The sequence below is a fragment of the Neptuniibacter sp. QD48_11 genome, from assembly GCF_047778095.1.
In the GTDB taxonomy this organism is placed as follows: domain Bacteria; phylum Pseudomonadota; class Gammaproteobacteria; order Pseudomonadales; family Balneatricaceae; genus Neptuniibacter.
This window is the reverse complement of sequence record NZ_CP180551.1, coordinates 3,568,607-3,593,823: the sequence shown is the minus strand read 5'-3', so window position 1 is coordinate 3,593,823 and position 25,217 is coordinate 3,568,607. Positions and strand designations below refer to the sequence as shown.

17 protein-coding genes and 1 pseudogene are annotated in these 25,217 nt (G+C 47.1%); 5 read left to right on the top strand and 13 right to left on the bottom strand.

All coding sequences use genetic code 11. The annotated features are described in order from the left end of the window. From ACMXYU_RS16910 to ACMXYU_RS16900, 3 genes are read left to right on the top strand one after another with little or no spacing between them, the layout of a single operon-like run. Entirely contained in the window at positions 1 to 2,118 is a 2,118-nt protein-coding gene (locus tag ACMXYU_RS16910; RefSeq protein ID WP_415899580.1) for a methyl-accepting chemotaxis protein, read from the top strand. 21 nt (positions 2,119 to 2,139) lie between these two features. Further along, the gene (locus ACMXYU_RS16905) at positions 2,140 to 6,849 is read left to right on the top strand and encodes a response regulator (protein ID WP_415899579.1); all 4,710 of its coding nucleotides are present in this window, start codon (positions 2,140 to 2,142) and stop codon (positions 6,847 to 6,849) included. Between the two features lie 13 nt (positions 6,850 to 6,862). Further along, on the top strand, positions 6,863 to 7,633 hold the full coding sequence (locus tag ACMXYU_RS16900; protein ID WP_415899578.1) for a hypothetical protein: 771 nt from the start codon (positions 6,863 to 6,865) through the stop codon (positions 7,631 to 7,633). A gap of 35 nt (positions 7,634 to 7,668) precedes the next feature. On the opposite strand, the gene ACMXYU_RS16895 is transcribed toward ACMXYU_RS16900, so the two are convergent. After that, the gene (locus ACMXYU_RS16895; protein WP_415899577.1) at positions 7,669 to 8,241 is read right to left on the bottom strand and encodes a tetratricopeptide repeat protein; all 573 of its coding nucleotides are present in this window, start codon (positions 8,239 to 8,241) and stop codon (positions 7,669 to 7,671) included. A 75-nt stretch (positions 8,242 to 8,316) separates the two neighbouring features. Next, positions 8,317 to 9,255, bottom strand: coding sequence for an NADP-dependent oxidoreductase (locus ACMXYU_RS16890; RefSeq protein ID WP_415899575.1), 939 nt, complete (start codon positions 9,253 to 9,255; stop codon positions 8,317 to 8,319). Positions 9,256 to 9,463: 208 nt separating this feature from the next. On the opposite strand from ACMXYU_RS16890, the gene ACMXYU_RS16885 reads away from it, so the two are divergent. Both ACMXYU_RS16885 and cysZ read left to right on the top strand, forming a co-directional pair. Beyond that, on the top strand, positions 9,464 to 9,688 hold the full coding sequence (locus ACMXYU_RS16885; protein WP_415882917.1) for a hypothetical protein: 225 nt from the start codon (positions 9,464 to 9,466) through the stop codon (positions 9,686 to 9,688). Positions 9,689 to 9,697: 9 nt separating this feature from the next. Further along, positions 9,698 to 10,471, top strand: coding sequence for a sulfate transporter CysZ (gene cysZ / locus ACMXYU_RS16880; protein ID WP_415899574.1), 774 nt, complete (start codon positions 9,698 to 9,700; stop codon positions 10,469 to 10,471). Between the two features lie 56 nt (positions 10,472 to 10,527). Here the strand turns inward: cysZ and phoR are convergent, their stop codons facing one another. From phoR to ACMXYU_RS16825, 11 genes and pseudogenes are all read right to left on the bottom strand, one after another. Further along, the gene (gene phoR, locus ACMXYU_RS16875) at positions 10,528 to 11,847 is read right to left on the bottom strand and encodes a phosphate regulon sensor histidine kinase PhoR (RefSeq protein WP_415899573.1); all 1,320 of its coding nucleotides are present in this window, start codon (positions 11,845 to 11,847) and stop codon (positions 10,528 to 10,530) included. A gap of 20 nt (positions 11,848 to 11,867) precedes the next feature. Beyond that, a complete protein-coding gene (gene phoB / locus ACMXYU_RS16870) occupies positions 11,868 to 12,563 on the bottom strand; it encodes a phosphate regulon transcriptional regulator PhoB (RefSeq protein WP_415899572.1) in 696 nt (231 codons plus the stop codon). Positions 12,564 to 12,687: 124 nt separating this feature from the next. After that, positions 12,688 to 13,587, bottom strand: a complete 900-nt coding sequence (gene ubiA / locus ACMXYU_RS16865; protein WP_415899571.1) for a 4-hydroxybenzoate octaprenyltransferase — start codon at positions 13,585 to 13,587, stop codon at positions 12,688 to 12,690. 177 nt (positions 13,588 to 13,764) lie between these two features. After that, on the bottom strand, positions 13,765 to 14,112 hold the full coding sequence (gene nirD / locus ACMXYU_RS16860; RefSeq protein ID WP_415899570.1) for a nitrite reductase small subunit NirD: 348 nt from the start codon (positions 14,110 to 14,112) through the stop codon (positions 13,765 to 13,767). 23 nt (positions 14,113 to 14,135) lie between these two features. Next, positions 14,136 to 16,640, bottom strand: a complete 2,505-nt coding sequence (gene nirB, locus ACMXYU_RS16855) for a nitrite reductase large subunit NirB (protein ID WP_415901139.1) — start codon at positions 16,638 to 16,640, stop codon at positions 14,136 to 14,138. Between the two features lie 150 nt (positions 16,641 to 16,790). Next, positions 16,791 to 17,843: pseudogene (locus ACMXYU_RS16850) on the bottom strand (NAD(P)/FAD-dependent oxidoreductase); the annotation flags it as partial. A gap of 333 nt (positions 17,844 to 18,176) precedes the next feature. Then, positions 18,177 to 19,898 (bottom strand): protein kinase domain-containing protein, encoded by a 1,722-nt coding sequence (locus ACMXYU_RS16845; protein WP_415899569.1) that lies wholly within the window; start codon positions 19,896 to 19,898, stop codon positions 18,177 to 18,179. 132 nt (positions 19,899 to 20,030) lie between these two features. Further along, complete coding sequence (locus ACMXYU_RS16840) at positions 20,031 to 21,500, bottom strand: NarK family nitrate/nitrite MFS transporter (RefSeq protein ID WP_415899568.1); 1,470 nt, start codon at positions 21,498 to 21,500, stop codon at positions 20,031 to 20,033. Between the two features lie 250 nt (positions 21,501 to 21,750). Beyond that, positions 21,751 to 22,638, bottom strand: a complete 888-nt coding sequence (locus ACMXYU_RS16835; protein WP_415899567.1) for an ABC transporter ATP-binding protein — start codon at positions 22,636 to 22,638, stop codon at positions 21,751 to 21,753. 71 nt (positions 22,639 to 22,709) lie between these two features. Then, positions 22,710 to 23,696: an ABC transporter permease gene (locus ACMXYU_RS16830; protein ID WP_415899566.1), complete on the bottom strand. Its 987-nt coding sequence runs from the start codon at positions 23,694 to 23,696 to the stop codon at positions 22,710 to 22,712. A 73-nt stretch (positions 23,697 to 23,769) separates the two neighbouring features. Then, a complete protein-coding gene (locus tag ACMXYU_RS16825) occupies positions 23,770 to 25,149 on the bottom strand; it encodes a CmpA/NrtA family ABC transporter substrate-binding protein (protein ID WP_415899565.1) in 1,380 nt (459 codons plus the stop codon). Positions 25,150 to 25,217 lie beyond the last annotated feature (68 nt).

Below are 25,217 nucleotides of genomic sequence, written 5' to 3'. Positions count from 1 at the left end.
ATGCAGTCTTTTTGGGAGTTTAAGAACATTAGGATACCGATTAAGTTTGCGATCGTATTAGGATTGCTCTGTGTCGGTTTGTTCTTTATGAGTGCGTCCTACTACCAGACGATTGTCTTGCAAGAGGAAGCAAAGCAACGTTCTCAAAATCTAAATAGTTTCTTGTTATTGGTAAGTGATATTCAGGAAAGTGTGGCCGAGGCCCGTTTCCAAGAGAAGAGTTTCCAGGTATCGAAGGAGATGGATCGCCTATCCATCTATAACGATGTAATGGCGAAGCTAGATAGAGATATCCTGAGTCTTAAAGCTTATCTGCGTACCGATAAAGATAAGGAACTGGTAGAACAGTTCCAGACCATTATGGATCAGTACCAAGATGTTTTTTACGATGCGTCAGAAACAGCCATCCAGATTGGTGTAAGCAAGGATGAAGGTCTGTCTGCTGAGATCCGTACTCTGATTTCACAAACAGAACCGCTTGTTCTATGGATCAACCGTAACTGGGTTCGTGACCAATTATCGGTTGTACAAACAGATATTGATGAATATATAGCGACTGATGGTCGAGACGTTGATCTGGAGATTATTCAAACAGACTTATACACCATCAAAAGACAGATCCAAACGGCTCACCTAGATTCCAGTAAAGTTAAATCTTTATCCGATAGCCGAGCGTCCGCTTCCGGTAATATCGAGCAGATTGAGTTATTGGTAGCAGAGCTAGCTGAAGCTATCGAACGTAAACAAACTCAGTTTGCCAGCCTGCAAGAGATCATCGACAAACTGTCTCCAAAGATCGATGAAGTAACCGAGCTAGCTGCAAGCTACAAAGTACAAAACGACTTGCTGATTGCCGATGATACTACCGAGATGGCGACTTACTTCCTGATCTCTATCGGTTTGATGATCGTGGCGATGGCCATCTCCCTATCCATCATCAAATACGGTGTAATCGATCCACTGAAAACTATCCAGAATGCGGTAGATAAAGTACGTGAAGGCGATGTAGAAGCACGAAGCGGCTTGGACACACAAGACGAATTGGGTCAGCTATCGAGCGTATTGGATAACATGCTTGATGAGAAAGAGAATGCCCTTCAAGTTAAGGAACAAGAGAACCAACGTCTGAACAGTTCGATCATTACCTTGATCCAGAACGTATTCCAGATCTCCCAGCGAGACCTAACGGTACGTGTACCTGTAGCGGAAGATGTAACGGGTGCGGTATCTGACTCTATCAACCAGTTGGTAGAGTCGATTGAGTCGGTATTGCAGGAAGTAAACAGCGTATCCACCCGTGTAAATGATGCATCGGTTCAGGTGAAATCTCAGTCTGAAACGGTATTGAGCTATGCGGAACGAGAGAAAGAGGAGATCAGTGAAACATTGAACGGTTTGGACTCCGCAATCCGTGCAATGGAATTGATCTCTAAACTGGCGGTACTATCGAACAACGCATCTCAGAAAGCGATCAAAACCTCTGAAACGGCGATGGACTCGGTATCTCAGACCATCGACAGTATTAATAAAATCCGCCAGACCATCCACGAGGCGGAAAAACGTATCAAACGATTGGGCGAACGTTCTCAAGAGATCGGTGGTATCGTCAACCTGATCAACAACATCTCGGAACGTACCCACGTACTATCCCTTAACGCGAGTATGCACGCAGCTTCAGCCGGTGAGGCGGGTCGTGGTTTGATGGTGGTAGTAGACGAGGTACAACGTCTGGCGGAGAACTCCCGTGAAGCGACCTCCGAGATCGAATCTCTGGTAAACAACATCCAGCTTGAGACATCGGATACGATTAACGTAATCAACAACGTAATCACCGACGTAGTCGAGGGTACGCGCCTAGCGGAAGAAGCGGGTGAGCGTATGGATGAAACCCGTGCAACAACTCAAACGCTGGTAGATTCCGTAGTACGTATTGCCCACAGTTCGGTTAAACAGGCGAAAGTAGCGGAAGAGCTACGTACCCGTGCAAATAGCATTAACGAAACCACTCAAGCGACCAACGCCGAAATGAAACAGCAGGCTCAGCTATCCGATGAGCTGGTAGACGCGGCCGACGAGCTTCAGAAGTCAGTTAGTGTATTTAAACTCGCTTCATCCTGAGAATAGGTGGGATAGAGATCAATGTTTGATCCTAAACTAGCCATCGAGTGGCTGACAGCGAAGCAGAAGCTTTGCCTGAAAATGGAGCTGCCTCTAACGGAACTGGTGGTCGAGCTGTATGAGTATGTCGACCAGTTCAGTGAGCATAACCTTACCGGGCTATCTGACTTTCTAGCGTTGTATGCTGAACTGTTAGAGTCTTTGGATGAGACTGACCTAAAACAAGCCGAAACGGTGATGACAGAGATGTCGGAAGAACTGCAGGGCTTGTTTTCTAAATCGCCAGAGGAAGTCGCGCAAGGCTTAGTGACTTTATTGCAACGTGACGATTGGCCAGAGGCTGTGGCTGCAGAAGACGCTGAATTCCTACTCGAACTTTTACAAGATGATAGTCGCCAACTGCAACCACAATTACAGGTAAATGATGTTGAACAGGTTGAAGTGACTGCAGAAGTTGATGAGTTGAATGCATCTGAGACCGATTCAGAGTCACCTAGCCATCCGATCGCGGTTGAGTCGGTTGAGCTGCTAGGGGCTATAGCTGCTGCACTACCCGATTTCGCCGGGGAGCAATCTGACCACCTTTATGATTTGATTGATCGCTGCTCCGAAGATGATTTAACCGGTCTGGCAGATACGTTGGCGCTTTACGGCGAGCTACTTCAGCAGTTGGGCGAGTTGGAAGATACCCAGATCGCTTCGCAATTAAGTACTGCACTGATAAACATTCTAAAGAGCCTAGATCCTCAGCAGATCGAGCCAGCACTGGCATTGATGAAAGCTCCGGCATGGATTGAACCCGTTGCTGATGAAGATACGAGTTTCCTAATCGAACTGTTACAGAGTGATTGTAAAGCCTTAGCGGGTGATACAGCACCGTCTATCTCTGTTGCAATTGAAGAGGTCGCTGCAGACTATGAACTGTCGGATGATCAAATAACACCTACTGAGCAATGTCTGTCAGAGCTTGTGTCATTGCTTCGCCAAATGGCGGCGGATATCACCCTATTTGAATCCGAATATACCGATCGGTTCTACGATTTAATCGATCGTTATTCCGAAGAGGATTGGACCGGTATCGCTGATATGTTGGCCCTATATGGCGAACTATTGCAGCAACTCGAAGAACTCGATGGCACTCAAATCGCGACCAAGCTCAATAGCGCTATTATTCGTCTTTTAGAGCAGCCGTGTGAGCAGAATATCGATTCACTACTGGTACTTATGAGCGATTCAGCATGGGTTGAGCCGGTGCCTGAAGAGGACGGTAGCTTCCTTCGCGATCTGTTAATGGGCGATTGTCAGAAGCTAAGTTCGTCTTCGGATCAAGACGTACAAAGCGAATTACTTGAGCAGCCTATCGGCGCTGATCTATCAGCGCTTCCGAAGACAGCTCCGCAAAGCAATATTGCTCATCAATTACCCGAATTACTGCCCTTACTACAGCAGATGGGTGAAGACCTTGATCGCTTTGAAGAGCTGCATTCTGATCAATACTACGAGTTAATCGATGATTACTCTGAGGCCGATTGGACCGGTATTACCGACATGCTGGCGCTGTACGGTGAGCTATTACTGCAAGTTCCCGAATTATCAGAGCAGGCGCTAGCAGAGCAGCTACATCAAGCGATAGGAAATCTATTACGGTCAGCTGAAGATCAACAGATTGAACCTGTATTGAGTTTGATGGTTGAGTCGAGCTGGTCAGAGCCTGTATTGGCTGAAGATACTGAGTTCTTAAAACCATTACTGGCGCAAGATTTAGAGCGGTTACGCTCAGATATTAACGCAAACGACCCATCTGATGAGCAAGCTGACACCGTTGACGCGCTGGTTTCTGACGATGAACCAAGCATTGCGATTCTGCCAGAGCCACCGACTTTCTGCGAGATTGACCAGACCGTGTTGGAGCAGGGGAATGCTCAAGTGGATCCTGCGGTAGTCACAATGCTGTCGCAATCAGTCCAGCAGCTATCCGATCAGTGGCTACAGACGGAGATAGAGCCATCAACGCTAGAAGAGAGCATCGATGGCCTAGAGACCGTTCTTCGTGCGCTCAAGACTATTAACCTCAACGGCGCCAAAGTTCTGGTTGAAGGTTTAATTGCGAACTTAAGCTATCTACAGCAACATCAGATTCCGCTACTAGAAAACAAAATTAACGCAGTTTATAACGCCCTTAACTGCTTACTGGATTACTTCTCTGATCTCGGAGCTGCAGAACATCAACAAGCACTGTTAACTGCCTTCAGCCATGAATCTCTACCGTGCAGGCCTACGGCTGACGAAACTAAATACATTACCGATCTATTCGCGTTAGCTTCGCTACAGACCAGCGAAGATCTGGTACGTGATGAAGCAAAACCGGAAGACGTTGAGTTGCATGAATCCGGGGAAATTGATCCTCAGTTATCGGATATGCTGCACAACGAACTGCCCACGCTGTCGGATGAATACTTAGACAGTATCCAGCAGCTATTGGATCAGGAGCACAAACCAGCATTGCGTAGTGCCCAACGTGCGGTGCATACCTTGAAAGGCCTCGCCAATATGGCGGGTATCAAGGGTTTGGCTAACTTGGCTCACCGTTTAGAGGATGTGCTGGAATTCTTAGCAGATCAGGATCAGCTACCTACAGGTAATTTGAAAGATGATCTGTTTGAGGCGTCTGATTGTCTAGCAGCAATGGCAGAGGCCATCACCGCAGGCGGAAATGCGCCTGATAATGCGCTTTCGACGCTGCAGTTGATGATGGATTGGGATTACCGCCTTAAAACAGAAGGTGTGGACGCCCTTGATAAAGAACAAAAGCGGACCGTTATAGAACCGGCACAAGAAGGTTCTAGTGACTCTGCTGATCTGGCTGAAAACACTCAAGCGAGTGAAGCAGAGGCTCCTAAAGCAGACTCCGCTCGAGAAGAGAATCAGGTCTTCCGAGTACCGCGTACTGTATTGGATACACTGTTCCGTTTGGCGGGTGAATCAAGCACGTTGAACGCCCAGCTTGATGAAGAGGTTACACAGCTACGCGGCTTTACTCGAACGAATCGTGAGCGCCACCGTAACTTGCAGCGTGTTCTCTTTGAATTGGAACAACAGTTCAGTGAACAGATGAATCTACAGCCTCATCTGGATGAAAACGCGGATGACTTCGATCCACTCGAAATGGACCGCTATAACGAAATGCACACGACAATCTCACGTGTGCAAGAGGCTGTAGCCGACGTGCGTGAGGTTACTCAGGAGATGGAAGGACATATCCATAGCTTGAGTACACTGCATATCGCGCAATCCAGCTTGCAGAAAGAGACCCTCGACAATGTCTTAAGTACACGACAAGTCGAAGTCAGTACGATCTCTTCACGTTTACAACGTATCTTGCGTCAGGTGTGCCGTTCTACCGGTAAAGAAGCACGTTTAGTTATTCAAGGTGAAGATACGCTGGTGGATAGTAATATCTTGAACCAGCTAGCTGACCCGCTGATGCATATTATTCGAAATGCGGTCGATCATGGCTTAGAAAGTACAGGTTTAAGGCGTCAACGAGGTAAGCCAGAGCAGGGTACGATTACCCTCGGCTTCAGTCTTCATGACGGTCAGATCGAAGTAAGTTGTACAGATGACGGTGATGGCATCAATACCCAGCGCGTATTAGCGATGGCCCACGAGAAGAAATTGATCGAGCCAGATCTACCACTGAGCGCGGATGACGTTCACCGACTTATCCTGATTCCGGGTTTCTCCACCCGCGATCAGATCAGCCAGTTGTCGGGTCGTGGTATTGGTATGGATGTAGTCTATCAGCAGATCCTGCGTCTACAGGGTACCCTAGATATTCAATCCTCAGCAGGTGAAGGTACCTCCTTTACTTTGGCGATGCCGGCCAGCTCCTTGATGGTTAAAACCTTGCTGGTTCGCTGCGGTAAGCAGGTATTCGCATTGGCAGGCCATGGTGTTGAGCAAAGCTTAATCTCGTTGGATGGTAAGTTCCAAGAAACCGAAGAGGAGCTGTGCTTTATCCACGAGGGTGAGAGTTACCCAGTGTTTATGCTGGAAAATCTTCTGCATCAACGCAAGCATCTCTATCTTGAACCAGGTGCAGTACACCCTGTACTGATCGTTAATATGGCCCAAGGTGAGCGCGTGGCTGTTTTGGTCAAAGCGATCATCGCTCACCGAGAACTGGCCTTTAAACAGATGGGCGAATATGTACCGGATTTGCCGGGTATTCCGGGCCTAACTATTCTTGCCAACGGTGAAGCGGCGCCAATTGTCGACTTACCGGCCCGTATTCGCCATCAGCGAACCACTTTGTCTGATCAGCCTGTGCTACTAGACAATGAAATAGATATAGAACTTCCACGCCTGCTGGTAGTGGATGATTCTTTGAGTGCGCGGAAATCCCTTGAGACCCTGTTGAAAGACACAGGCTATGAAGTGATGACGGCGATAGACGGTTTGGATGCGTTGAATCAGGTGCGTAAGCGTCAGCCTGATTTGATTCTTACCGATATGGAGATGCCTCGAATGGGAGGCGTTGAATTATCGACCATCTTGAAAAACCGTGAAGAAACGGCTCATATCCCAGTGATAATGATCACCTCACGATCGACGGATAAACATAGATTAGAGGCAACGGATGCAGGAGTCGATGTGTATCTGACCAAACCATGGTCAGAAAACCATTTGTTAGATCAGGTGGAGAGCTTATTAGCTGAAGCTTGCGTCTAAAAAGGAGTATCTGATGCGTTTAATTCGTTATGTTTTGATGAGTTTTCTCTTTCTCAGTGGTCACAGTGCTGCTGAGATTACCTCGATTGAGCATGCCATAAATACAGCGTCTCACCAGAGTATGCTGACTCAGCAGATGCTGAAGGACTATATGCTTATTGGTTTGTCTGTGCGTGGCCGCAAGGCAGAGCAAGAGTTAGCTGAATCGATCAAAGATTATGAAGAAACTCAAAAACTGATTTTGGATTACGCCAAAACGGATGCAGAGAAACAAGCTTTAAAGCGTGCGGTTGAGCAATGGGAAGTGGTTAAGCCACTCTACCTTGCAAAGCCAACGCGGGAGAAGGCAACCGAAGTACGACAAGCAACCGAACTGCTGCTGCAACAGTGGAGCGCGGTCACAATGGAGATCGTTGAAAATAACGACAGTCGCTTCGGTAAAGTAATCAGCACAGCGGGTTTTGTCCGTATGTTGGCGCAACGTGTAACTAGCCACTATGCGCTTCGTGCATGGGGTTTCCAAAATGAATACAGCGAAGCCTTTATCAGCTCGCTACAGCTATTTGAACAGAACCGATCGGAGCTAGAAGGCGACCCGCTTAATAACGACCAGATCAAAGCTGAATTGAATAAAATCCAACGCGACTTCAAACGCTTTAAGGGGCTATCAGATACAGCGTCGGATAAAGGCCGTTTAGCCCTAGTGGTGCGGTCTGCAGAAAAGATCACCACCAGTATGGATAAAGTGACTGCGATGTATGTTTATCAAGGCTTGAGCTTTTAAAGCTCAATGAGCTATTTAGCGGCTTAACTACTCAACTACTGTGAAGCCTTAAGCCGTTCTAATTTCTCTTCTGAATACAGTGGGCCATCTTCTTCAGAGTAGAAATCCATTAATAAGTTTTTGGCCAGTAGAGCATCACTACTGTTGTTTTTAATTAGGTCTATTAAATATTCTTCAGCTAACAAGGGAGCTGGTTCAACACCATCACCTAAGTAAAGAAGAATGGATAAATTGTATCGAGTATCAATACCTAACTCTTTAGCTTTGGCCCAGGCTTTATAGGCTTTTTCGTTATCGGGTAATGGGGCATCATTCCCGAAGTACAAGCTACCTAAGTTGGCATAAGCATATTTGAATCCTTTCTGAGCTGCTGCTTGGTAATATTTCTCTGCTGCAAGAAAGTCTAAGTTCACGCAGCTATGCGAAGAATGAAGTAGACCAAGTTTAAAATTCGCATAAGGAATACCTTTTTCAGAACCTGCTTTGTAGATTTTGACTGCTTCTTTACAGTTTCCAGAGGCTAATAATTTATCTGCGTCTTGTAGGGAAGAGGCGTAAGTGTAGTGTGTGAAAACCAATAGGGATAAAAGCAAAGATGGTCTAAGCATTTTTGTCGAATTAGTCCGTTAATTGAGCAAAGAGAAAGGTGCAATAGGAACCTATTGCACCACCGCTATGTGTCTTCAGATAGTCAAAACTAACTTGCCCTGAGTTCTTCCTGATCTGCTGGCATCAAAAGCATCGCCGACTTTTTCAATCGGATAAGTATCCGCTAGTTGCAGCGCTAACTTACGGTCGGCATAAAGGCCTGCTAAGCGATCTAGCTGTTCGTTGTTAGCTTCTACACGGATAGGCTCCACTTTTACCTTCATCGCTTTACCCGCTGCGATAACCGCATCTTTGGTCACTGAGGGTAGGGTTACTAGTGTACCGCCCGGTTTTACACAGTTAAGCGCTTCGATACCGATCTCGCCGCCCATACCGTCAATAACCAGATCGACATTATCGATATGATCGGTGATTTTGTCGTTGTGGTAATCGATCACTAGATCTGCGCCGAGTGATTTCAAGAACTCATGGTTTTTAGCCGATGCGGTCGTTGCAACGCGCGCACCCATCCATTTTGCTAGTTGAATCGCTAAGTGACCGACACCGCCGGCACCTGCCAGAATCACCACTTGCTGGGATGCTTGTAGGTGGCCTTTATCAAACAATGCCTGCCATGCGGTTAGGCCTGCTAAACCTAGGCCTGCTGCTGCTTCAACTGGTAGGCCTTCAGGGCGAAGGCTAATTTGACCCGCCGGTGCAGCAATATACTCAGCAAAGCAGCCTGCTGCTTCAGGGAAACGGATTAAACCGAAGACTTCATCACCGACACTAAATTCAGTGACATCATCGGCAACGGCTTCAATCGTGCCTGCAAATTCCCAACCTGGAACAAAAGGTAACTCGCCAATAAACGGCGCAGCACCGCCGCCCGAACAGGTTTTCCAATCGATCGGATTTACGCCTGCGGCTTTGTTTTTGACGAGGACTTCACCTGAATTCAGTTCAGGTTTATCCAGTTCGGTATATTTTAAGACGTCGTTGGAACCAAACTGTGAAATTTGTATCGCTTTCATTTACTACTCCAGCAGCTGCGTAATACTAGCGTCGTTAATCTGCGCTATGGTCTGGTGGAAAAATAAGTTGCTCAACCAAGGCAGTGCAGCCGACTACATTGTTTTTTGGTACGCTAGGGAACCTTTTTCGGTTCAAAGGTCATCTGATCAATGAGCCGTAAGCATAAAACGGGTTACTTTCTACTGGCAATAAGTAAAGGCGAATGTGATGTATCTGGCAATATTAGAGCAATTTTTATTTTGGGGTGGTTTGCTAGTATTTTTGGTTTCTCTAGCGATGTACGCTGGACGCACCAAAGACTTTAAGTCGCTGGTGGAATTTTGGAAACCTACCATGGATATGACAAAGCGGGAATTTAACGTAAACCGCGTCGGTCTTATGATGATGATAGGTGCTGTTGCGATTAAATTAATTGTATTTTTAACTTACTAAAAGGTAATTATGAAAGGAAATCCAGTAAGAGGTGGAAGCTATGTTTTACGGGGCTTGCAGATGTTGCCAGACCCGGAGATTCGTCCCTTTGTACTTGTCCCACTACTAACCAATATTGTGCTGTTTGTAACCGCGATTTGGTTATTGTTTAGTAACTTTGGCGCTTGGGTCGATAGCTTAATTACAACGTTTCTACCTGATTGGGAGTGGTTGCAGTTCCTGCACTACGTTTTATGGCCAGTGATGGCCTTGTTAGTAATTGTCTTTGTTTATTACGGCTTCTCTATAGTCGCCAATATCATTGCTGCGCCGTTTAATGGCTTCCTATCTGAGAAGGTGGAGAAGCGTCTACGCGGTGATGTCGTCACTGACGATGGTTGGAAAGAGGTGATAGCGCTGATCCCAAGAGCGATTGGCCGCGAGCTTTCTAAGCTTGCCTATTACCTGCCGCGTGTTTTGTTTCTGTTGGTGTTGTCGTTTATTCCGGTGATTAACCTGATCTCGCCTTTCTTGTGGATCTTGTTCGGCGCTTGGATGATGGCGATTCAGTACTGCGACTATCCGATGGATAACAACAAAGTTAGCTTCAAGAATATGAAGCTGATGTTGAAATCTGATCGCCTAACGTCAATCGGTTTTGGTGGCTTGATTCAACTTGGCATGTTGGTGCCATTATTGAACTTGATCCTTATGCCTGCTGCGGTAGTTGGTGCAACCATCTACTGGGTCGAGGCCCACTCAACAAGTGAGATCGATCTGGACCAAAAACGTCTGGAATCGTAAATAAAAAAACGGCCTGCTTTGAGCAGGCCGTTTTGTTTTATCTCTTCAAAATAAGTTTAAGCGGAGTGTTCATCTTCCACATGAGACGGTGCGATCATCTCTGTTGGGAAATGGCAGGCAAAGGTGCTGCCTTTCCCTAGCTTACTCTTAATCGTTAGCTGGCCACCGTGACGCGCCAGCACGTGCTTCACAATGGCTAAGCCAAGGCCGGTGCCGCCACTGGCAGAAGAACGACTCTCATCCACACGATAGAAACGCTCGGTTAGACGTGGCAAGTGCATCGCCTCAATACCCGGACCTGTGTCTGTCACCGAGAAGTGGCCGCCTTGTTCGTCGGTCCACCAACGAACTTCAATCTTGCCGTTCGCCGGGGTGTAACGCACGGCGTTAAATACTAGATTGGAAAAGGCACTGTGTAGCTCAATCTCTTGGCCGTTAAGGTCAAAAGCGTTGTCGATATCGAGCGTGATCTTATGATCTTTATCTAGTGTTTTCGCCAGTTGCTCCGCATCTTCGACAATATGAGTCAGGACACTGCGGATCTGGATCGGGTGTTCGTCCGATGCTTGATTACTGGCTTCTAAGCGAGAAAGCAGCAATAGGTCTGAAACCAAGTTTTCCATTCGGCGCGCTTGGTTTTGCATAGAACTCAGACCGCGCAGCAACGGTTTTGGAAGAGCTTGGTCCAAGAAGGTCTCCAAGTACCCCCTGATCACCGTAAGCGGTGTACGCAGCTCGTGAGAAGCGTTAGCAACGAAGTCTTGTCGTGTTTGTTCCAAACGCATCAGACGAGAGACATCACGTGCGACTAACAGACGGTCTTCATCACCAAAGCGTGTAATATGGAATTGAATCTGAATATCACTGTGTGCCGGTGACGGTAGAGTAATCGAGTCGTTGTATTGACCGCGTTTGTAATAGCGAACAAAACGCGGATCACGCAGAAGGTTCATGACCGGCATACCGCGGTCCGATTCCTGATTAAGCCCTAATAGATGGTTAGCAGACTCATTCCACCACTCTAAGTTGTGGTGTCTATCGATGATGATAATGGCATCGGAGAGGGCGGAAGTAGAGTCCTGAAAGCGCGAGATAATGCTTTTTAAGCGATCTTCGCGCTTTTGACGACCACGCTGCAGGCGTGAAAGCTCATCAAAAAGCTCACCCCAATGGCCTGTGCACTCTGGTGGTTCCTCTTCCACTTCGGATTGGAACCACTGCATCAAACGATTGAATTGGCGTGCCTGAAAGATGGCCCATACAAATAGGCTTAATGCTAATGCCCAACTTGGGTAACCAATTAATAGCCCCAAAGCAAAGGAGCATCCACTCACCAGCAATAAGCTGGTAAACATCGAGTGGCGGTTTTTGTGCATGGCTTTTCCTTGCTAACTAATCAGGCTACATCGGCAGAGAAGCGGTAACCCGTTCCTCTGACAGTTTGTACCAGATAGTCATGACGCTCGCCAAGTGCTTTTCGTAAACGACGGATATGAACATCAACAGTACGTTCTTCAACGTAGACGTTACCACCCCAAACCATGTCCAGTAGTTGGCCACGAGAGTAGGCACGATCTTGGTGTGTCATAAAGAATTGCAGTAGGCGAAATTCAGTCGGGCCCAGTTCGATTGGTGACTGATCAGAGGTTACGCGGTGCGAAATAGGATCTAGGGTTAGACCGTCCACTGTGACTGGCTCTTCAATACCTTTAGGCGTTGTACGGCGCAGTACAGTCTTGAGACGGGCTACAAGTTCGCGTGGTGAAAAGGGCTTAGTGATGTAATCGTCTACACCGGTTTCTAGACCTTTAATTTTATTATCTTCATCGGCTTTAGCCGTGAGCATAATAATTGGGATATCGGCAGTGGTTTCATCTTTGCGCAGACGGCGCGCAAATTCGATTCCGCTCATGCCTGGCATCATCCAGTCCAACAAAACCATATCTGGCTTGTCATCCACGATCAGGCCGTGTGCTTCTGTGGCATTGCTTGCTTCGAAGCAGTCGTAGCCAGCCATTTCTAGCGCAACAGCGATCATTTCGCGAATTGGCGCCTCATCATCAACAATCAGGACGCGTTTGGATAGAGACATGCGTAATTGCCCTTTTCAACTCAATTTATCGACGCCAATATTAGAAGACAATAGTGTTACACAAATATGACAAACGGTAACAATTCACCATAAACAGTTAAAAAGTAGCTGATTTTGGGGCGTTTTACAGTAAATCTAAGGCCGCATAATGGCCTGCAAGGCCAATAAAAATCGCAAGGCCAACGTAATGATTATTCAAGAAAGCCTTAAAGCAGGCATCGCGCTCGCGATCTCTAATCAATAGTTGCTGATAGACAAATAAAACGCCTGCCACAGCAAGGCCAACATAGTAGATCCAGCCCAGTTGTAACTTCATTCCCAGTAGTACAAATGTCAGTAGGGTAGAGGCCTGAAGCACACCAATAATCACTTTATCGGCATCGCCAAATAGAATAGCGGTCGATTTGACCCCGATCTTAAGGTCATCATCGCGATCCACCATGGCATACATGGTGTCGTAGGCTACAGTCCATAGCAGAGTTGCTATGTAGATAAGCCATGCATAAGCTGGAACGGTTTCAGTTACGGCGGTAAAGGCCATAGGGACCGCCCACGCAAATGCAGCGCCTAGCACCACCTGCGGTAGATGGGTGTAGCGCTTCATAAACGGATAGCAAGCTGCGAGTAAGAGGCCGCCACCGGATAACAGGATAGTGGTGAGATTGGTAAAGAGTACGGCAATAAACGCGATCAGCATCAATCCGGCAAACAGCACTAAGGCTTCTTTGGCGGTCACTATACCTGCTGGAATAGGGCGCTGTGCGGTACGTTTTACATGACCATCAATTTTACGGTCAGCAAAGTCATTGATGACACAACCAGCCGAGCGGGTTAGGAAAACCCCAAGGGTAAAGATAATAAGGATGTCATAGCTTGGAATACCTTCGGCTGCAATCCAAAGTGCCCAGTAGGCTGGCCAAAGCAGTAGATAGATCCCAATTGGCTTGTCTACGCGCATAAGGCGACTGTAACCAATCAGTTTTTCTTTGGTCGAAATCGGTGTTGAGGTGCTCGGTGAAGCCATGATCAAGCTCTGCTTAACAAGGTTTCGGCCATTCTACCTCTCCAGCTGGTCGCTGGAAACGCTGAGTTAATCTTAACTCGCGATGAGAGCGGTTACCCCCTAGTTTTCTCCTCTGTAGAGAGGAAAAACTGACTTCCCTGTGCAACCGTTCCATCTTGTATCTATAGCTACCGGTTATTACAGCATGATTTGAACCTGATCATCGACAAAGCGAGCAGGCCACACTGGTACGCTGACATCGGGTTCTTCGATGCAGGCACCTGAGCTAAGTGAAAAGTGTTGTTTGTATAAAGGCGATGCCACCATCGGCTCGCCTTGCAGATCGCCGATCAAACCGCGAGATAGCACGTTAGAACCGCTAAACGGGTCGTTGTTACCTACGGCAAAGATCTCGTTCTCATACTCTGGGATATAGAACAGTGCGATCTGTTGGCCCTCATGCATAGCGGCGACGCCAGAATGAGGGATAAGGTCGTTTTTGCTGCACAGATCGATCCATTCAGCGTTGCTATCAACAGTCGTCATAATAAATATCTCCTAATCGCTAGTTATGCTGGACGGATCTGATCACGTTCCATGATATGAACGATCTGCGGATCAGCCTGCTCTTCAGTGTTCACGAAAGTACGGAAACGTTTTAGTTTCTCTTCGTCTTCTAGTGTCGACTTCCACTCACACTGATAGGTCTCTACTACATGGCTCATTTGTGATTCGAGTTCTGCGGCAATCTCTAGTTTGTCATCGATTACCACTTCGCGAAGGTAATCTAGACCACCTTCTAAGTTATCCATCCAAACCGACGTACGCTGTAGACGGTCCGCTGTTTTCACGTAGAACATTAGGACACGGTCGATGTAGCGAACCAGTGTTTCGTCATCTAGGTCGGTCGCAAATAGATCGGCGTGACGAGGTTTCATACCACCGTTACCGCAAACATAGAGGTTCCAACCGTTTTCCGTCGCAATTACACCGATATCTTTACTCTGCGCTTCCGCACATTCACGGGTACAGCCTGATACAGCAAATTTGATTTTGTGAGGTGAGCGCAAGCCTTTGTAGCGGTTCTCAAGTTTGATCGCCATGCCAGCACTGTCATTGACACCGTAGCGGCACCAGGTGCTACCTACACAAGATTTCACAGTACGTAGGGACTTACCGTAGGCGTGACCTGTTTCGAAACCAGCATCGACGAGTTCTTTCCAGATCAACGGTAGTTCGTGTAGCTGAGCGCCGAATAGGTCGACACGCTGACCACCGGTGATTTTGGTGTAAAGGTTATATTTCTTCGCAACCTGACCTAACACGATCAGTTTGTCTGGTGTGATCTCACCGCCGGCAACACGAGGAACGATGGAGTAAGTACCGTTCTTCTGCATGTTCGCCATAAAGGTATCGTTAGTATCTTGTAGAGATACCAATGGCTCTTCCATGATGTGCTCATTCCAGCAAGACGCCAAAATTGAACCAGCAGTAGGCTTACAGATCTCACAACCTAGGCCTTTACCGTGTTTTTCTAGTAGTTCAGAGAAAGAGCGGATGCCTTCAACACGAATGATGTGATAAAGCTCTTCACGGGTGTATGCAAAGTGCTCACAAAGGTCGGTATTTACTTCAACACCGCGTTTTTCTAATTCGCAATCAACAACGCTCTTCAGCATCGCTGCACAGCCACCACAACCCGAAGCGGCTTTTGTGGCATCTTTGACGTCTGCAACAGAGGTTGCTCCTTCATCGATAGAGCAGCAAATCTGACCTTTAGTTACGTTTAGGCAAGAACAGATAGTCGCTTCGTCTGGTAGCGCATCTGGACCTAATGCTGGTGCAGCCGAACCATCCAGCGATGGCAGGATTAGACTTTGTGGCTTTTCTGGTAGATCGATACCGTTAAGCGCATATTGTAGTAAAGTATCGTATTTACTGTTATCACCTACCAGTACTGCACCTAGAAGCTTAGTGCGATCTTCAGAGACAACGATACGGTAGTAAACCTGCTCGTCTTCATCAGAGTAGCGGTAGCTGATGCTGCCCGGTGTCTGACCGTGAGCATCACCGATAGAGCCTACATCTACACCTAGAAGCTTCAGTTTGGTACTCATATCAGCGCCAGTAAAGGCGCTGTCATCGCCCGCAATTGCAGCCACAGCTGTTTTAGCCATAGTGTAACCCGGAGCTACCAAACCAAAGATCTGGTTGTTCCAAAGTGCACATTCACCAATCGCATAAATGTTTTCATCAGAAGTACGGCACTGATCGTTAACCATGATGCCGCCACGTTCGCCAATCTCTAGGTCACTTGAACGTGCTAACGTATCTTGTGGGCGGATACCTGCGGAGAACAGGATCAGATCGGTTTCTAGGTGTGTACCGTCGCTGAAGTTCATGCGGTAGGTATGTTCTTCACCAGCAACGATCTCAGTTGTCGCTTTGTTGCAGTGAACATCTACATCCAGATCTTCAATTTTATTTTTCAGTAGCTCGCCGCCATCTTCGTCTAACTGCACTGGCATTAGGCGCGGTGCGAATTCAACCACGTGAGCTTTAAGGCCCAGAGATTTCAGGGCATTCGCTGCTTCTAGGCCCAATAGGCCACCACCCACTACAACGCCAACTTTAGCCGATTTCGCACATGCTTGGATCTTATCTAGATCTTCTAAAGTGCGATAAACAAAGCAGGCATCACCATCATTACCCGGTATCGGGGGGACAAATGGGTAAGATCCGGTCGCCAAGACCAAGGTGTCGTAGGGATATGTACCTTGTTCTGTGATGACCTGCTTTGCATCGCGATCGATTTGCGTAGCACCTTCGCTCAAGTGAAGGCTTACGCTATGACTTTCATAAAAGTTATCTTCTACCAGACACAGATCCTGATACGTGGAACCGCCAAAATATTCAGAAAGATGGACACGGTCATACGCTGCGCGATCTTCTTCAGCCAGGATGTGAACGTCATATTCATTCGCGCTCTCTCCCGTTACAAAGTTTTCGACAAAGTGGTGTCCTACCATGCCGTTACCAATAACGACTAACTGTTTTTTAGGGCTGCTTGTCATAGCGGAATTACCTATATTTTGTTCTTCGATAACCTCGTCGCAAAGTGGGCTGCCAAATAGCAGCTGCGATCTACAGGCGCTCAAATCTGTGTTGTTCTTTAATTGGTCCAAATACCATTGGCCTTCACGTACATCGCCATACAAAACGGCACCTTTCAGGCGATTGTCTTGTAACCAAAGCTTGCGATAGTGATTGAGCTTCAGATCGTGATAAACCAAGGTTTCGGTGTTTTCGTCATCGCTTAAGTCACCGCAGGAGAACAGTTCCACTCCGCTGATTTTCAGCTGAGTAGCAACCGCTTCTTCCACATACTGCGCTGACTGCTCTAATAGGGTTGCGGTTAGAATTTCGGCTTGTTGCCAAATCGGTGCGACTAAACCGTAAGTAAATTGATCAAACTGGCAGCATTCGCCCAGTGCAAAGATGTCGCTATCACTGGTGCGCATCTGGTTATCGACACAGATGCCGCGCTCGCAGGTTAAGCCGCTCTGTTCAGCGAGTGCTTTGTTTGGTGTTACGCCGATCGCGGTAATAACCAGATCAGCTTTTAACTTCTCGCCGTCTGATAGATGAACAGATTCAACATGTTCCTCACCAACAATGGCTTCAGTAACTGCATCTAGACGGAATTTAAGGCCGCGCTCTTCCAGAGAGTTCAACAGCATCGCTGCAGCTGTGCTATCTAACTGGTTGTTCAGTAGGTAAGGTGCGCGTTGCAGGACCGTGACATCCATACCCAGAACTCGCAGACCTTCTGCGGCTTCCAGACCTAAGAAACCACCGCCGATCACAACTGCATGTTTGTGGCTTTTTGCCATCTCTTTCATGCGGTCTACATCTTTCAGGGTGCGGAAATTCATCACGCCATCCAGATCGAGGCCCGGTAGAGGTACGCGAGTCGGGTAAGAGCCTGTAGCCATCACCAACTGGTCATATTCAACTTCTATGCCTGATTGGCTAATAACTTTCTTGTTCTCACGATCAATAACTTCTACTGGATCGCCACTGTGTAACTGGATCCCCTGTTCCGCATACCACTCATGTGTCAGCGTAATAATATTTTCCAGTGGCGCTTCACCGCTTAGTAGGTGAGATAACAAAACGCGGTTATAGCTGCCGCCGGGTTCTTCACCAAAAACAGTAATATCAAACTGGCCTGCCGCCGATTCGCTCAGGCATTGCAGTAGACGGCCTGTTGCCATGCCGTTGCCAATAATGATTAGTCGTCTTTTCATCTCAAACCCAACGTCAAAAAATAAAAAAAGGCGTTATCCATGCAGCACTTCAGGAAAGTGCCGATGGAGAACGCCTTTGTTCTCTTAGCCCGATTTTTGTAACTAAAACTGCAGAAAAATCACCCCAACAGATATTTGTTACGCAATAGATATAGCAGGGGGTGTGCCAATTTAAATAAAATGCTTATAAAACATATAGTTAGTTTTTCTTGGTTTTTTTAATGCTCACAATAAGAGTGTGAATTTGAAGCATAAAGCTATTGTTGTGACCTGTTATGGTGCGCTGCAATAGGGCGTAGATCATTCCAGCATGCTTAATAGAACCAAATTGGAGATCAACAACACTCCGGCTAGAAGCTTCCAAACCAATACTGGGTTTTTCTCCAATAATGGTTGGTGCTGAATCTTGGCTGCCAGTGCATGGTTCGGACGGGTGAAATCTTTTTCAAACTCAGAGAATGCGTCATAACGGAAACGCGGATTAGGTTGCAGCGCTTTACGTAAGCAGCCTTCGACCCAAAGCGGTAGATCTTTGCGATGGTGCAGAGCCGGAATATATTCCAGCTCGGCGTAGTTAGCGATCTCTGCAGAAGAGGATGACATCTCTTTGTAGGGCAGCTTCCCGGTGATCATCTCGTAAATGATGACAGCAAAAGAGAACAGATCCGATTTAAAGCTGCCGGATTCTCCCATCAGATACTCAGGTGCAATGTAATTCACCGAACCTTGCGGAATCGCTTTATCTAGAGGTGAGCTCATCTCCTCGATACCCGCTATTTTCGCAGTGCCAAAGTCGATAATTTTTACCCTCCCATCCTGATTGATCATGATGTTTTCGGGTTTAAGGTCCTGATGCACCATATCTGCTCGTTGGAACGCTCTTAGCCCTTGAATGATCTGCTTAGCGAGCTTGCGCACCTCATCTAACGGTGGATTAGGATTGTCGTTCATCCACTCGCGCAGGTTCATCCCCTGAATGTGCTCACCGACATAATAGAGAAACAGCTTTTGCTGTCGGCACGGATAGGTTTTCATCACATGGTGATGATCGATCCGTTGCCCCACCCACTCTTCGCGGATAAAGCCATCCAGGTATAAGGAATCATCGGAGAAATTAGTTGATGGCGCTTTGAGTACGTATTGCTGGTGAGTTTCTCTGTCTTTCACCAGATACATATGGCTTCGCGTGCCACTAAAAATCAGGTCGAGTATTTCATAGCCATCGATCTGATTGCCAACTTTCATCACTGGAGGAATAGGCAATTGAGTCAGTTGTTGGTGACTCTCTTCCAGCGATTTTACGGGCAGTTCATCGACACAGATGATCAGCGCAGTGAGGTTATCGTCACTGCCTTTAGCTAAAGCACTGCTAATCAGTGTATCCGCGGCTTTTTCCGGATCAGAAAAAGCCTTCGCGAGAACCTCTTTCATCTCGGCGCGGGTTAAAAAATCGTGCACCCCATCGGTGGTCATCAATAAGAGGTCGCCATCATTGAGTGGTCGAGTCGAATAATCGACTTCTAAATGACGATCGCCCCCTAAAGCCCTAGCTAAGTAACTATGCCCGCCCGATTTTCGCACATGATCTTGGCTCAACTGTTCCAGCTCTCCTTGCTGGAAGTGATAGATGCGTGAATCTCCCACATGGAACATATGTAGGGTGTTGGACTTAATTACCAAGGCCGAGAAGGTACAAAGCATATTGTCCTGCTCGCGATGGCTAAGGTTATTCTCTTTGTGCAACCAGCGGTTTAAGGCAGTCATTACACGGGATACTGAGTTTCGTACACTCCAACTATGGGGCGTACTGAAATAGTCCTGCATAAAACTGGTAACACTGGTTTGGCTGGCAATATGGGAATCTGCGCAGCTGCTGACACCATCGGCAATCACTGCCGCAGCCCCTTTGAACTCCCGATCTGCCTTGTCTGGAATATGAGCCGCAAACGCATCCTGATTGACGGGTTTGATCCCCGCAATTGATTTACCGCCAAAGCGTATGGATAACGTTTTCTTACTCATATTCATGCCTATCGCAGAATCAGAAAAGCAGCCCAATCAGATTGGGCTGCGTAAGTTTTGCCTCTCTCTTAAAGGCAAAATTGCTACGAGCTCTTGTCTAAAGTCTCTTACCTTCTTAGCGAAGAAATCGTTTTATGAAACTTTAATCAGTTCCACTGTACCGTCTTCATTTACTTCCGCCATGTGACCTTTTGGTTCTTCTAGCAGTAGTAGTGCCAAGAAACCAAGTACAGCCGTTACTGCGATCACGGTGAAGAAAGTAGAGTAATCAACCATCGATAGTACAGTTAGATAAAACACTGCGCCTACGTTGCCGTACGCACCTGTCATACCGGCAATCTGACCTGTCAGACGACGCTTGATCAGTGGTACAACCGCGAATACAGCACCTTCACCCGCCTGTACAAAGAAAGAGCATGCCATCGCAGCCGCAACGGCTAGGAATAGTGGCCATGTACTATCAATCATAGACATCGTTGCATAACCTGCAGCCAAACCAGCGGTTAGAATCAATAACGTTTTCTTACGACCGAAACGGTCACTGATCCAACCACCACCTGGGCGGGACATTAGGTTCATGAATGCGTAAGCAGAGGCTAGAAGACCTGCGTAAACCATATCTAGCTCGAATACTTCAGAGAAGAACAGTGGCAGCATAGACACAACTGCTAGTTCAGAACCGAACGTCGCGAAGTAAAGTACGTTCAGTACCGCAACCTGCTTGAATTTGTACTGCTCAACTTCAGGAACTGGCTTCTCAAAGATCTCTTTGTTTACTTTGTATGCACTTACACAATCGTAAACAAGGATTGCACCTAAGCTCACATAGATTGCTACTGCAGCCATATCAGAAAGGATAGATACACCTGCTGGTGAAAGCTTCCACGTTAGCAGAGAAAGAGCAGCGTACATTGGCAGCTTCATGATTAGCATGAAGACGAAGTCTCCTTTGCTGGTTACTTCCATGCCGCCAATTTTCTTCGGCTTGAAGTAAGTAGAGCCTTTTGGCGTATCAGATACGTTTTTGTACCAGATAAAGCTGAAGCCAAGGCTCATCAAGCCAGTTAGGCCTACTGCGTAACGCCAGCCGTCTTCACCACCAAACATCAATGCCAGCGTTGGTAGCAACATAGCGCCTGCAGCCGAACCGAAGTTACCCCAGCCGCCGTAGATGCCTTCTGCAGTACCCAGCTCATTTGCAGGGAACCACTCACTTACCATACGGATACCGATTACGAAGCCCGCACCGATAAAGCCTAGTAGGAAACGTGAAATCGCTGCCTGAGCAAAGTCAGTGGATAGAGCAAAAAGGAAACACGGAATACTGGCGATAAACAGTAGCGCAGCGTAAGTGATACGAGGGCCGTATTTATCGGTCAGCATACCAATGATGATGCGAGCAGGAATGGTTAGCGCAACGTTCAGAATAAGAAGTGTTTTTACTTCAGCTGGCGTTAGGCTCAGTGATTGGGCAATTGCACCCAGTAATGGAGCATGGTTGAACCAGACAAAAAACGTAATAAAGAATGCCATCCAGCTCATGTGCAAAATCTTCATTTTGCCGCTGAAAGCAAAAATATTTAGCTTTCCTGAGTCGTTCATAATAGGGGCCTCGTAAGGTTTTAAAAGCAATAAAAAAGGCGCTCAGACCTCTGTCCTTAACCTTGGGTGGTAGGTTAGGGAGAGAGGTATGAACGCCTTTGTTCGATCCAATGCGAGGATTTACCGCTCCATCGTTGGAGCATTCAGACTAGCTAATAAGGTGCGCTGTATTGGTGCGCTTTTTTAGCTGTGCACTGCTTTAGCCTGATCCAATCCTATAAATCACCATTGAAATGTAGGGTTTTGGTGCTTAAGCAGCTTGTTCCTCGCTTTCTGCTTTATCATCCTGCACATCCTGTGCCAGATCCTGCTTTTTATCCTCTTTTGGTGCGGAATCAGTGCTATCAGGTTTGCGCTGCTTCTCATATAGGAAGGTCAGAACTTCATGACGATAGTGGTTGTACTGTGGGTCATCCGCCAATGCGATACGGTCACGTGGACGCGGCAGGTCGATTTCAAGAATCTCACCAACAGTCGCAGCTGGACCATTGGTCATCATCACAATACGGTCAGATAGCAGTACTGCTTCATCGACATCGTGGGTAATCATGATCACGGTGTTGTTGAGATCTTTTTGGATCTCCATCAGAGAGTCCTGCAGGTGAGCACGGGTTAGGGCATCCAAGGCACCAAATGGCTCATCCATCAGCATTACGGTCGGTTCCATTGCTAGGGCACGGGCGATACCGACACGCTGCTTCATACCACCGGAGATCTCATCAGGACGTTTGTCCATCGCGTGATCCATGTGTACGAGCGATAAGTTGTGCTCAATCCACTCGCGCATCTCTGCTTTTGATTTCTGCTTACCGAAAACCTGTTTCACGGCTAGCTCAACGTTTTCGTAAGCGCTTAACCATGGCAATAGGGAGTGGTTCTGGAAAACCACTGCACGTTCAGGACCCGGTGCGTTGACCTCTTTACCATCAAGCAGGCAGCCACCTTTAGTTGCTTGATAAAGGCCTGCAACGATATTCAGTACAGTCGATTTACCACAACCGGAGTGACCGATTAGCGAGACAAACTCACCTTTATTAATGGTTAAGTTCACATCCTGTAGCGCTTTAAATGGGCCATTAGGGGTTGGGAAATCAATATCTACTTTTGTTAGTTCTAAATGCTTTGGAGGCTGAGTCATGATAATTCTCCTGCCGAGAGGCTTGGCCTCTCAGGCTCTAAATTCTGTGAACGTTTTTCTTAACGTCTTATTTATCTAAGTACCGCAGTCTTATCCCAAGACACTTTCTTCTGTAGGAACAACATAACGCGGTCTAGTAGGAAGCCGATTAGACCAATCACAAGCACGGCTACCATGATTCGGCCTAGGGAGCTGGAGCTACCGTTCTGGAACTCATCCCAAACGAACTTACCTAGACCTGGGTTTTGCGCCAGCATCTCTGCGGCGATCAACACCATCCACGCGATACCCAGCGATAGACGCAGACCTGTGAAGATCATTGGGATAGAGGATGGCAGTACAATTTTTGTGACATGGGCGAACCAGCTCAGACGTAGTACCTGAGATACGTTCTGTAGATCTTTGCTGATGCTAGATACACCTACCGCTGTGTTAAGCAGTGTTGGCCACAAACTACATAGAGATACAGTGATTAGAGATGTCACAAAGGACTTAGCAAACATTGGATCCTTGCTGACATAAACCGCACTGACAACCATAGTAACCAGCGGCAACCATGCCAGTGGTGATACCGGTTTAAACAACTGAATTAACGGGTTCAGTGCAGAGTAAAGCGTATTGTTTAAGCCGATCACGATACCCGCAGGGATAGCGATCAGGGATGCCAGAATAAAGCCTGACAATACCGTTACTAGGCTAGTGCCGATCTGATCAAAGAACGTCGGGTTGCCTGTGTAAGGGCGAATTTTTACTTTAGCGTTTGGATCTTTTTCTAGTTTCTTAGCGTTACGCTTCTCTTGGCGCTCATAGAAAGAGGCCTCTTTATTACGTTCATTCTGGTGATCGTTCACCAAATTGATTGATTGTTCATACACTGCCATTGGGCCCGGGAATGCGCCCAAGGATGTATTAATGCTTTTCGCGCCGATCTCCCATACGAAAAGGAAAATTAGTAGACCAACCAGAGGTACCAGAAGGGTTTTGCTGAACTTCTTTAGATTGTCTTTCGGATTTTCAAAAAAGGCACTGATGCCTGATAGTGCTGATGTATTACTCATAACTTGCTACTCCCTCGTTGACCTGAATTCCTCCCCCGAAACCAAGGGGGAGGAATATGCTTAACCAGTCAGATTAGATTTTCTGTTCTGGTTGCAGACCAATGTTGAACTTCTTCAGGTAGTCGTTTGGCTTCTTACCGTCGTAAGTGATGTTGTCGATGAAGTGAGTCTGCGGAGCACGGAAACCATCTTCAGTATTGAAGTCTGGGAACATGTCTGGCGTCATCTTACCTTCTTCGATTAGCTCTTTAGCTGCTGTTGCGTAGATATCAGGACGGTAAACTTTCTTCGCGATATCCATGAACCACTGGTCAGACTTAGGTTCAGAGATCTGACCCCAACGACGCATCTGAGTTAGGTACCAGATCGCATCGGAGTAGTACGGGTAAGTCGCGTTGTAACGGAAGAATACGTTGAAGTCTGGCACTTCACGCTTATCGCCTTTTTCGTACTCAAATGTACCTGTCATTGAGTTAGCAATAACGTCGTAGTCCGCACCAACATAGTTAGGCTGAGACAAGATTTTTACTGCTTCTGAGCGGTTCGCATTGTTGTTATCGTCCAACCATTTAGCTGCACGGATCATCGCTTTAACAACACGAAGGTGAGTATTCGGGTTTTCATCTGCCCATGCTTTAGATACACCAAATACTTTCTCTGGGTTGTTTTTCCAAATCTCGTAGTCAGTTACTACAGGTACACCAATACCTTTAAATACAGCCTGCTGGTTCCATGGCTCACCTACGCAGTAACCGTAGATCGTGCCTGCTTCCATTGTTGCTGGCATCTGTGGTGGCGGTGTTACAGATAGTAGGGCATCGGCATCGATCGTACCGGATGTATCACCTTTATGCGGTGCGTAGTAACCTGGGTGGATACCGCCCGCTGCTAGCCAGTAACGTAGCTCATAGTTGTGGGTAGATACTGGGAATACCATACCCATATTAAATGGCTTACCGTCGTCTTTATATTTCTCAACAACAGGTTTTAGTGCATCGGCTTTGATTGGGTGTACTGGTTTGCCATCAGCTTGTTTAGGCACATACTCTTTCATTTGATCCCAAATATCGTTAGATACAGTGATCGCGTTACCGTTAAGGTCCATAGAGAATGCAGTGATGATATGAGACTGCGTACCGAAACCGATAGTGGCACCTAGCGGCTGACCTGCAAGCATGTGTGCGCCATCAAGCTGACCGTCAATGACGCGGTCGAGAAGAACTTTCCAGTTTGCTTGCGCTTCTAGCGTTACGTAGAGGCCTTCATCTTCAAAGAAGCCTTTTTCGTACGCAACCGCTAGAGGAGCCATATCTGTCAGTTTGATAAAACCAAACTTCAGATCTTCTTTTTCAGGCTCACCAATTGCTGCCCATGCAGGGACGGTAATTAATGATGCAGCTAAAACTGCACCGCTGATAACTTTACTTAGTAGAGCCTTTTTCTTCTTAAGCATGGATCGTTCTCCCAATCTTAAAAACAAAAAGGCGCCGAACATGATCACATCACTGTGATCAGCCGAGG

What these genes read in the sequence shown, in the direction of transcription:
- ACMXYU_RS16910 (WP_415899580.1), top strand. Translation starts at nt 1, where the DNA reads ATGCAGTCTTTTTGGGAGTTTAAGAACATTAGGATACCGATTAAGTTT.
- ACMXYU_RS16905 (WP_415899579.1), top strand. Translation starts at nt 2,140, where the DNA reads ATGTTTGATCCTAAACTAGCCATCGAGTGGCTGACAGCGAAGCAGAAG.
- ACMXYU_RS16900 (WP_415899578.1), top strand. Translation starts at nt 6,863, where the DNA reads ATGCGTTTAATTCGTTATGTTTTGATGAGTTTTCTCTTTCTCAGTGGT.
- ACMXYU_RS16895 (WP_415899577.1), bottom strand. Translation starts at nt 8,241, where the DNA reads ATGCTTAGACCATCTTTGCTTTTATCCCTATTGGTTTTCACACACTAC.
- ACMXYU_RS16890 (WP_415899575.1), bottom strand. Translation starts at nt 9,255, where the DNA reads ATGAAAGCGATACAAATTTCACAGTTTGGTTCCAACGACGTCTTAAAA.
- ACMXYU_RS16885 (WP_415882917.1), top strand. Translation starts at nt 9,464, where the DNA reads ATGTATCTGGCAATATTAGAGCAATTTTTATTTTGGGGTGGTTTGCTA.
- cysZ (WP_415899574.1), top strand. Translation starts at nt 9,698, where the DNA reads ATGAAAGGAAATCCAGTAAGAGGTGGAAGCTATGTTTTACGGGGCTTG.
- phoR (WP_415899573.1), bottom strand. Translation starts at nt 11,847, where the DNA reads ATGCACAAAAACCGCCACTCGATGTTTACCAGCTTATTGCTGGTGAGT.
- phoB (WP_415899572.1), bottom strand. Translation starts at nt 12,563, where the DNA reads ATGTCTCTATCCAAACGCGTCCTGATTGTTGATGATGAGGCGCCAATT.
- ubiA (WP_415899571.1), bottom strand. Translation starts at nt 13,587, where the DNA reads ATGGCTTCACCGAGCACCTCAACACCGATTTCGACCAAAGAAAAACTG.
- nirD (WP_415899570.1), bottom strand. Translation starts at nt 14,112, where the DNA reads ATGACGACTGTTGATAGCAACGCTGAATGGATCGATCTGTGCAGCAAA.
- nirB (WP_415901139.1), bottom strand. Translation starts at nt 16,640, where the DNA reads ATGACAAGCAGCCCTAAAAAACAGTTAGTCGTTATTGGTAACGGCATG.
- ACMXYU_RS16845 (WP_415899569.1), bottom strand. Translation starts at nt 19,898, where the DNA reads ATGAGTAAGAAAACGTTATCCATACGCTTTGGCGGTAAATCAATTGCG.
- ACMXYU_RS16840 (WP_415899568.1), bottom strand. Translation starts at nt 21,500, where the DNA reads ATGAACGACTCAGGAAAGCTAAATATTTTTGCTTTCAGCGGCAAAATG.
- ACMXYU_RS16835 (WP_415899567.1), bottom strand. Translation starts at nt 22,638, where the DNA reads ATGACTCAGCCTCCAAAGCATTTAGAACTAACAAAAGTAGATATTGAT.
- ACMXYU_RS16830 (WP_415899566.1), bottom strand. Translation starts at nt 23,696, where the DNA reads ATGAGTAATACATCAGCACTATCAGGCATCAGTGCCTTTTTTGAAAAT.
- ACMXYU_RS16825 (WP_415899565.1), bottom strand. Translation starts at nt 25,149, where the DNA reads ATGCTTAAGAAGAAAAAGGCTCTACTAAGTAAAGTTATCAGCGGTGCA.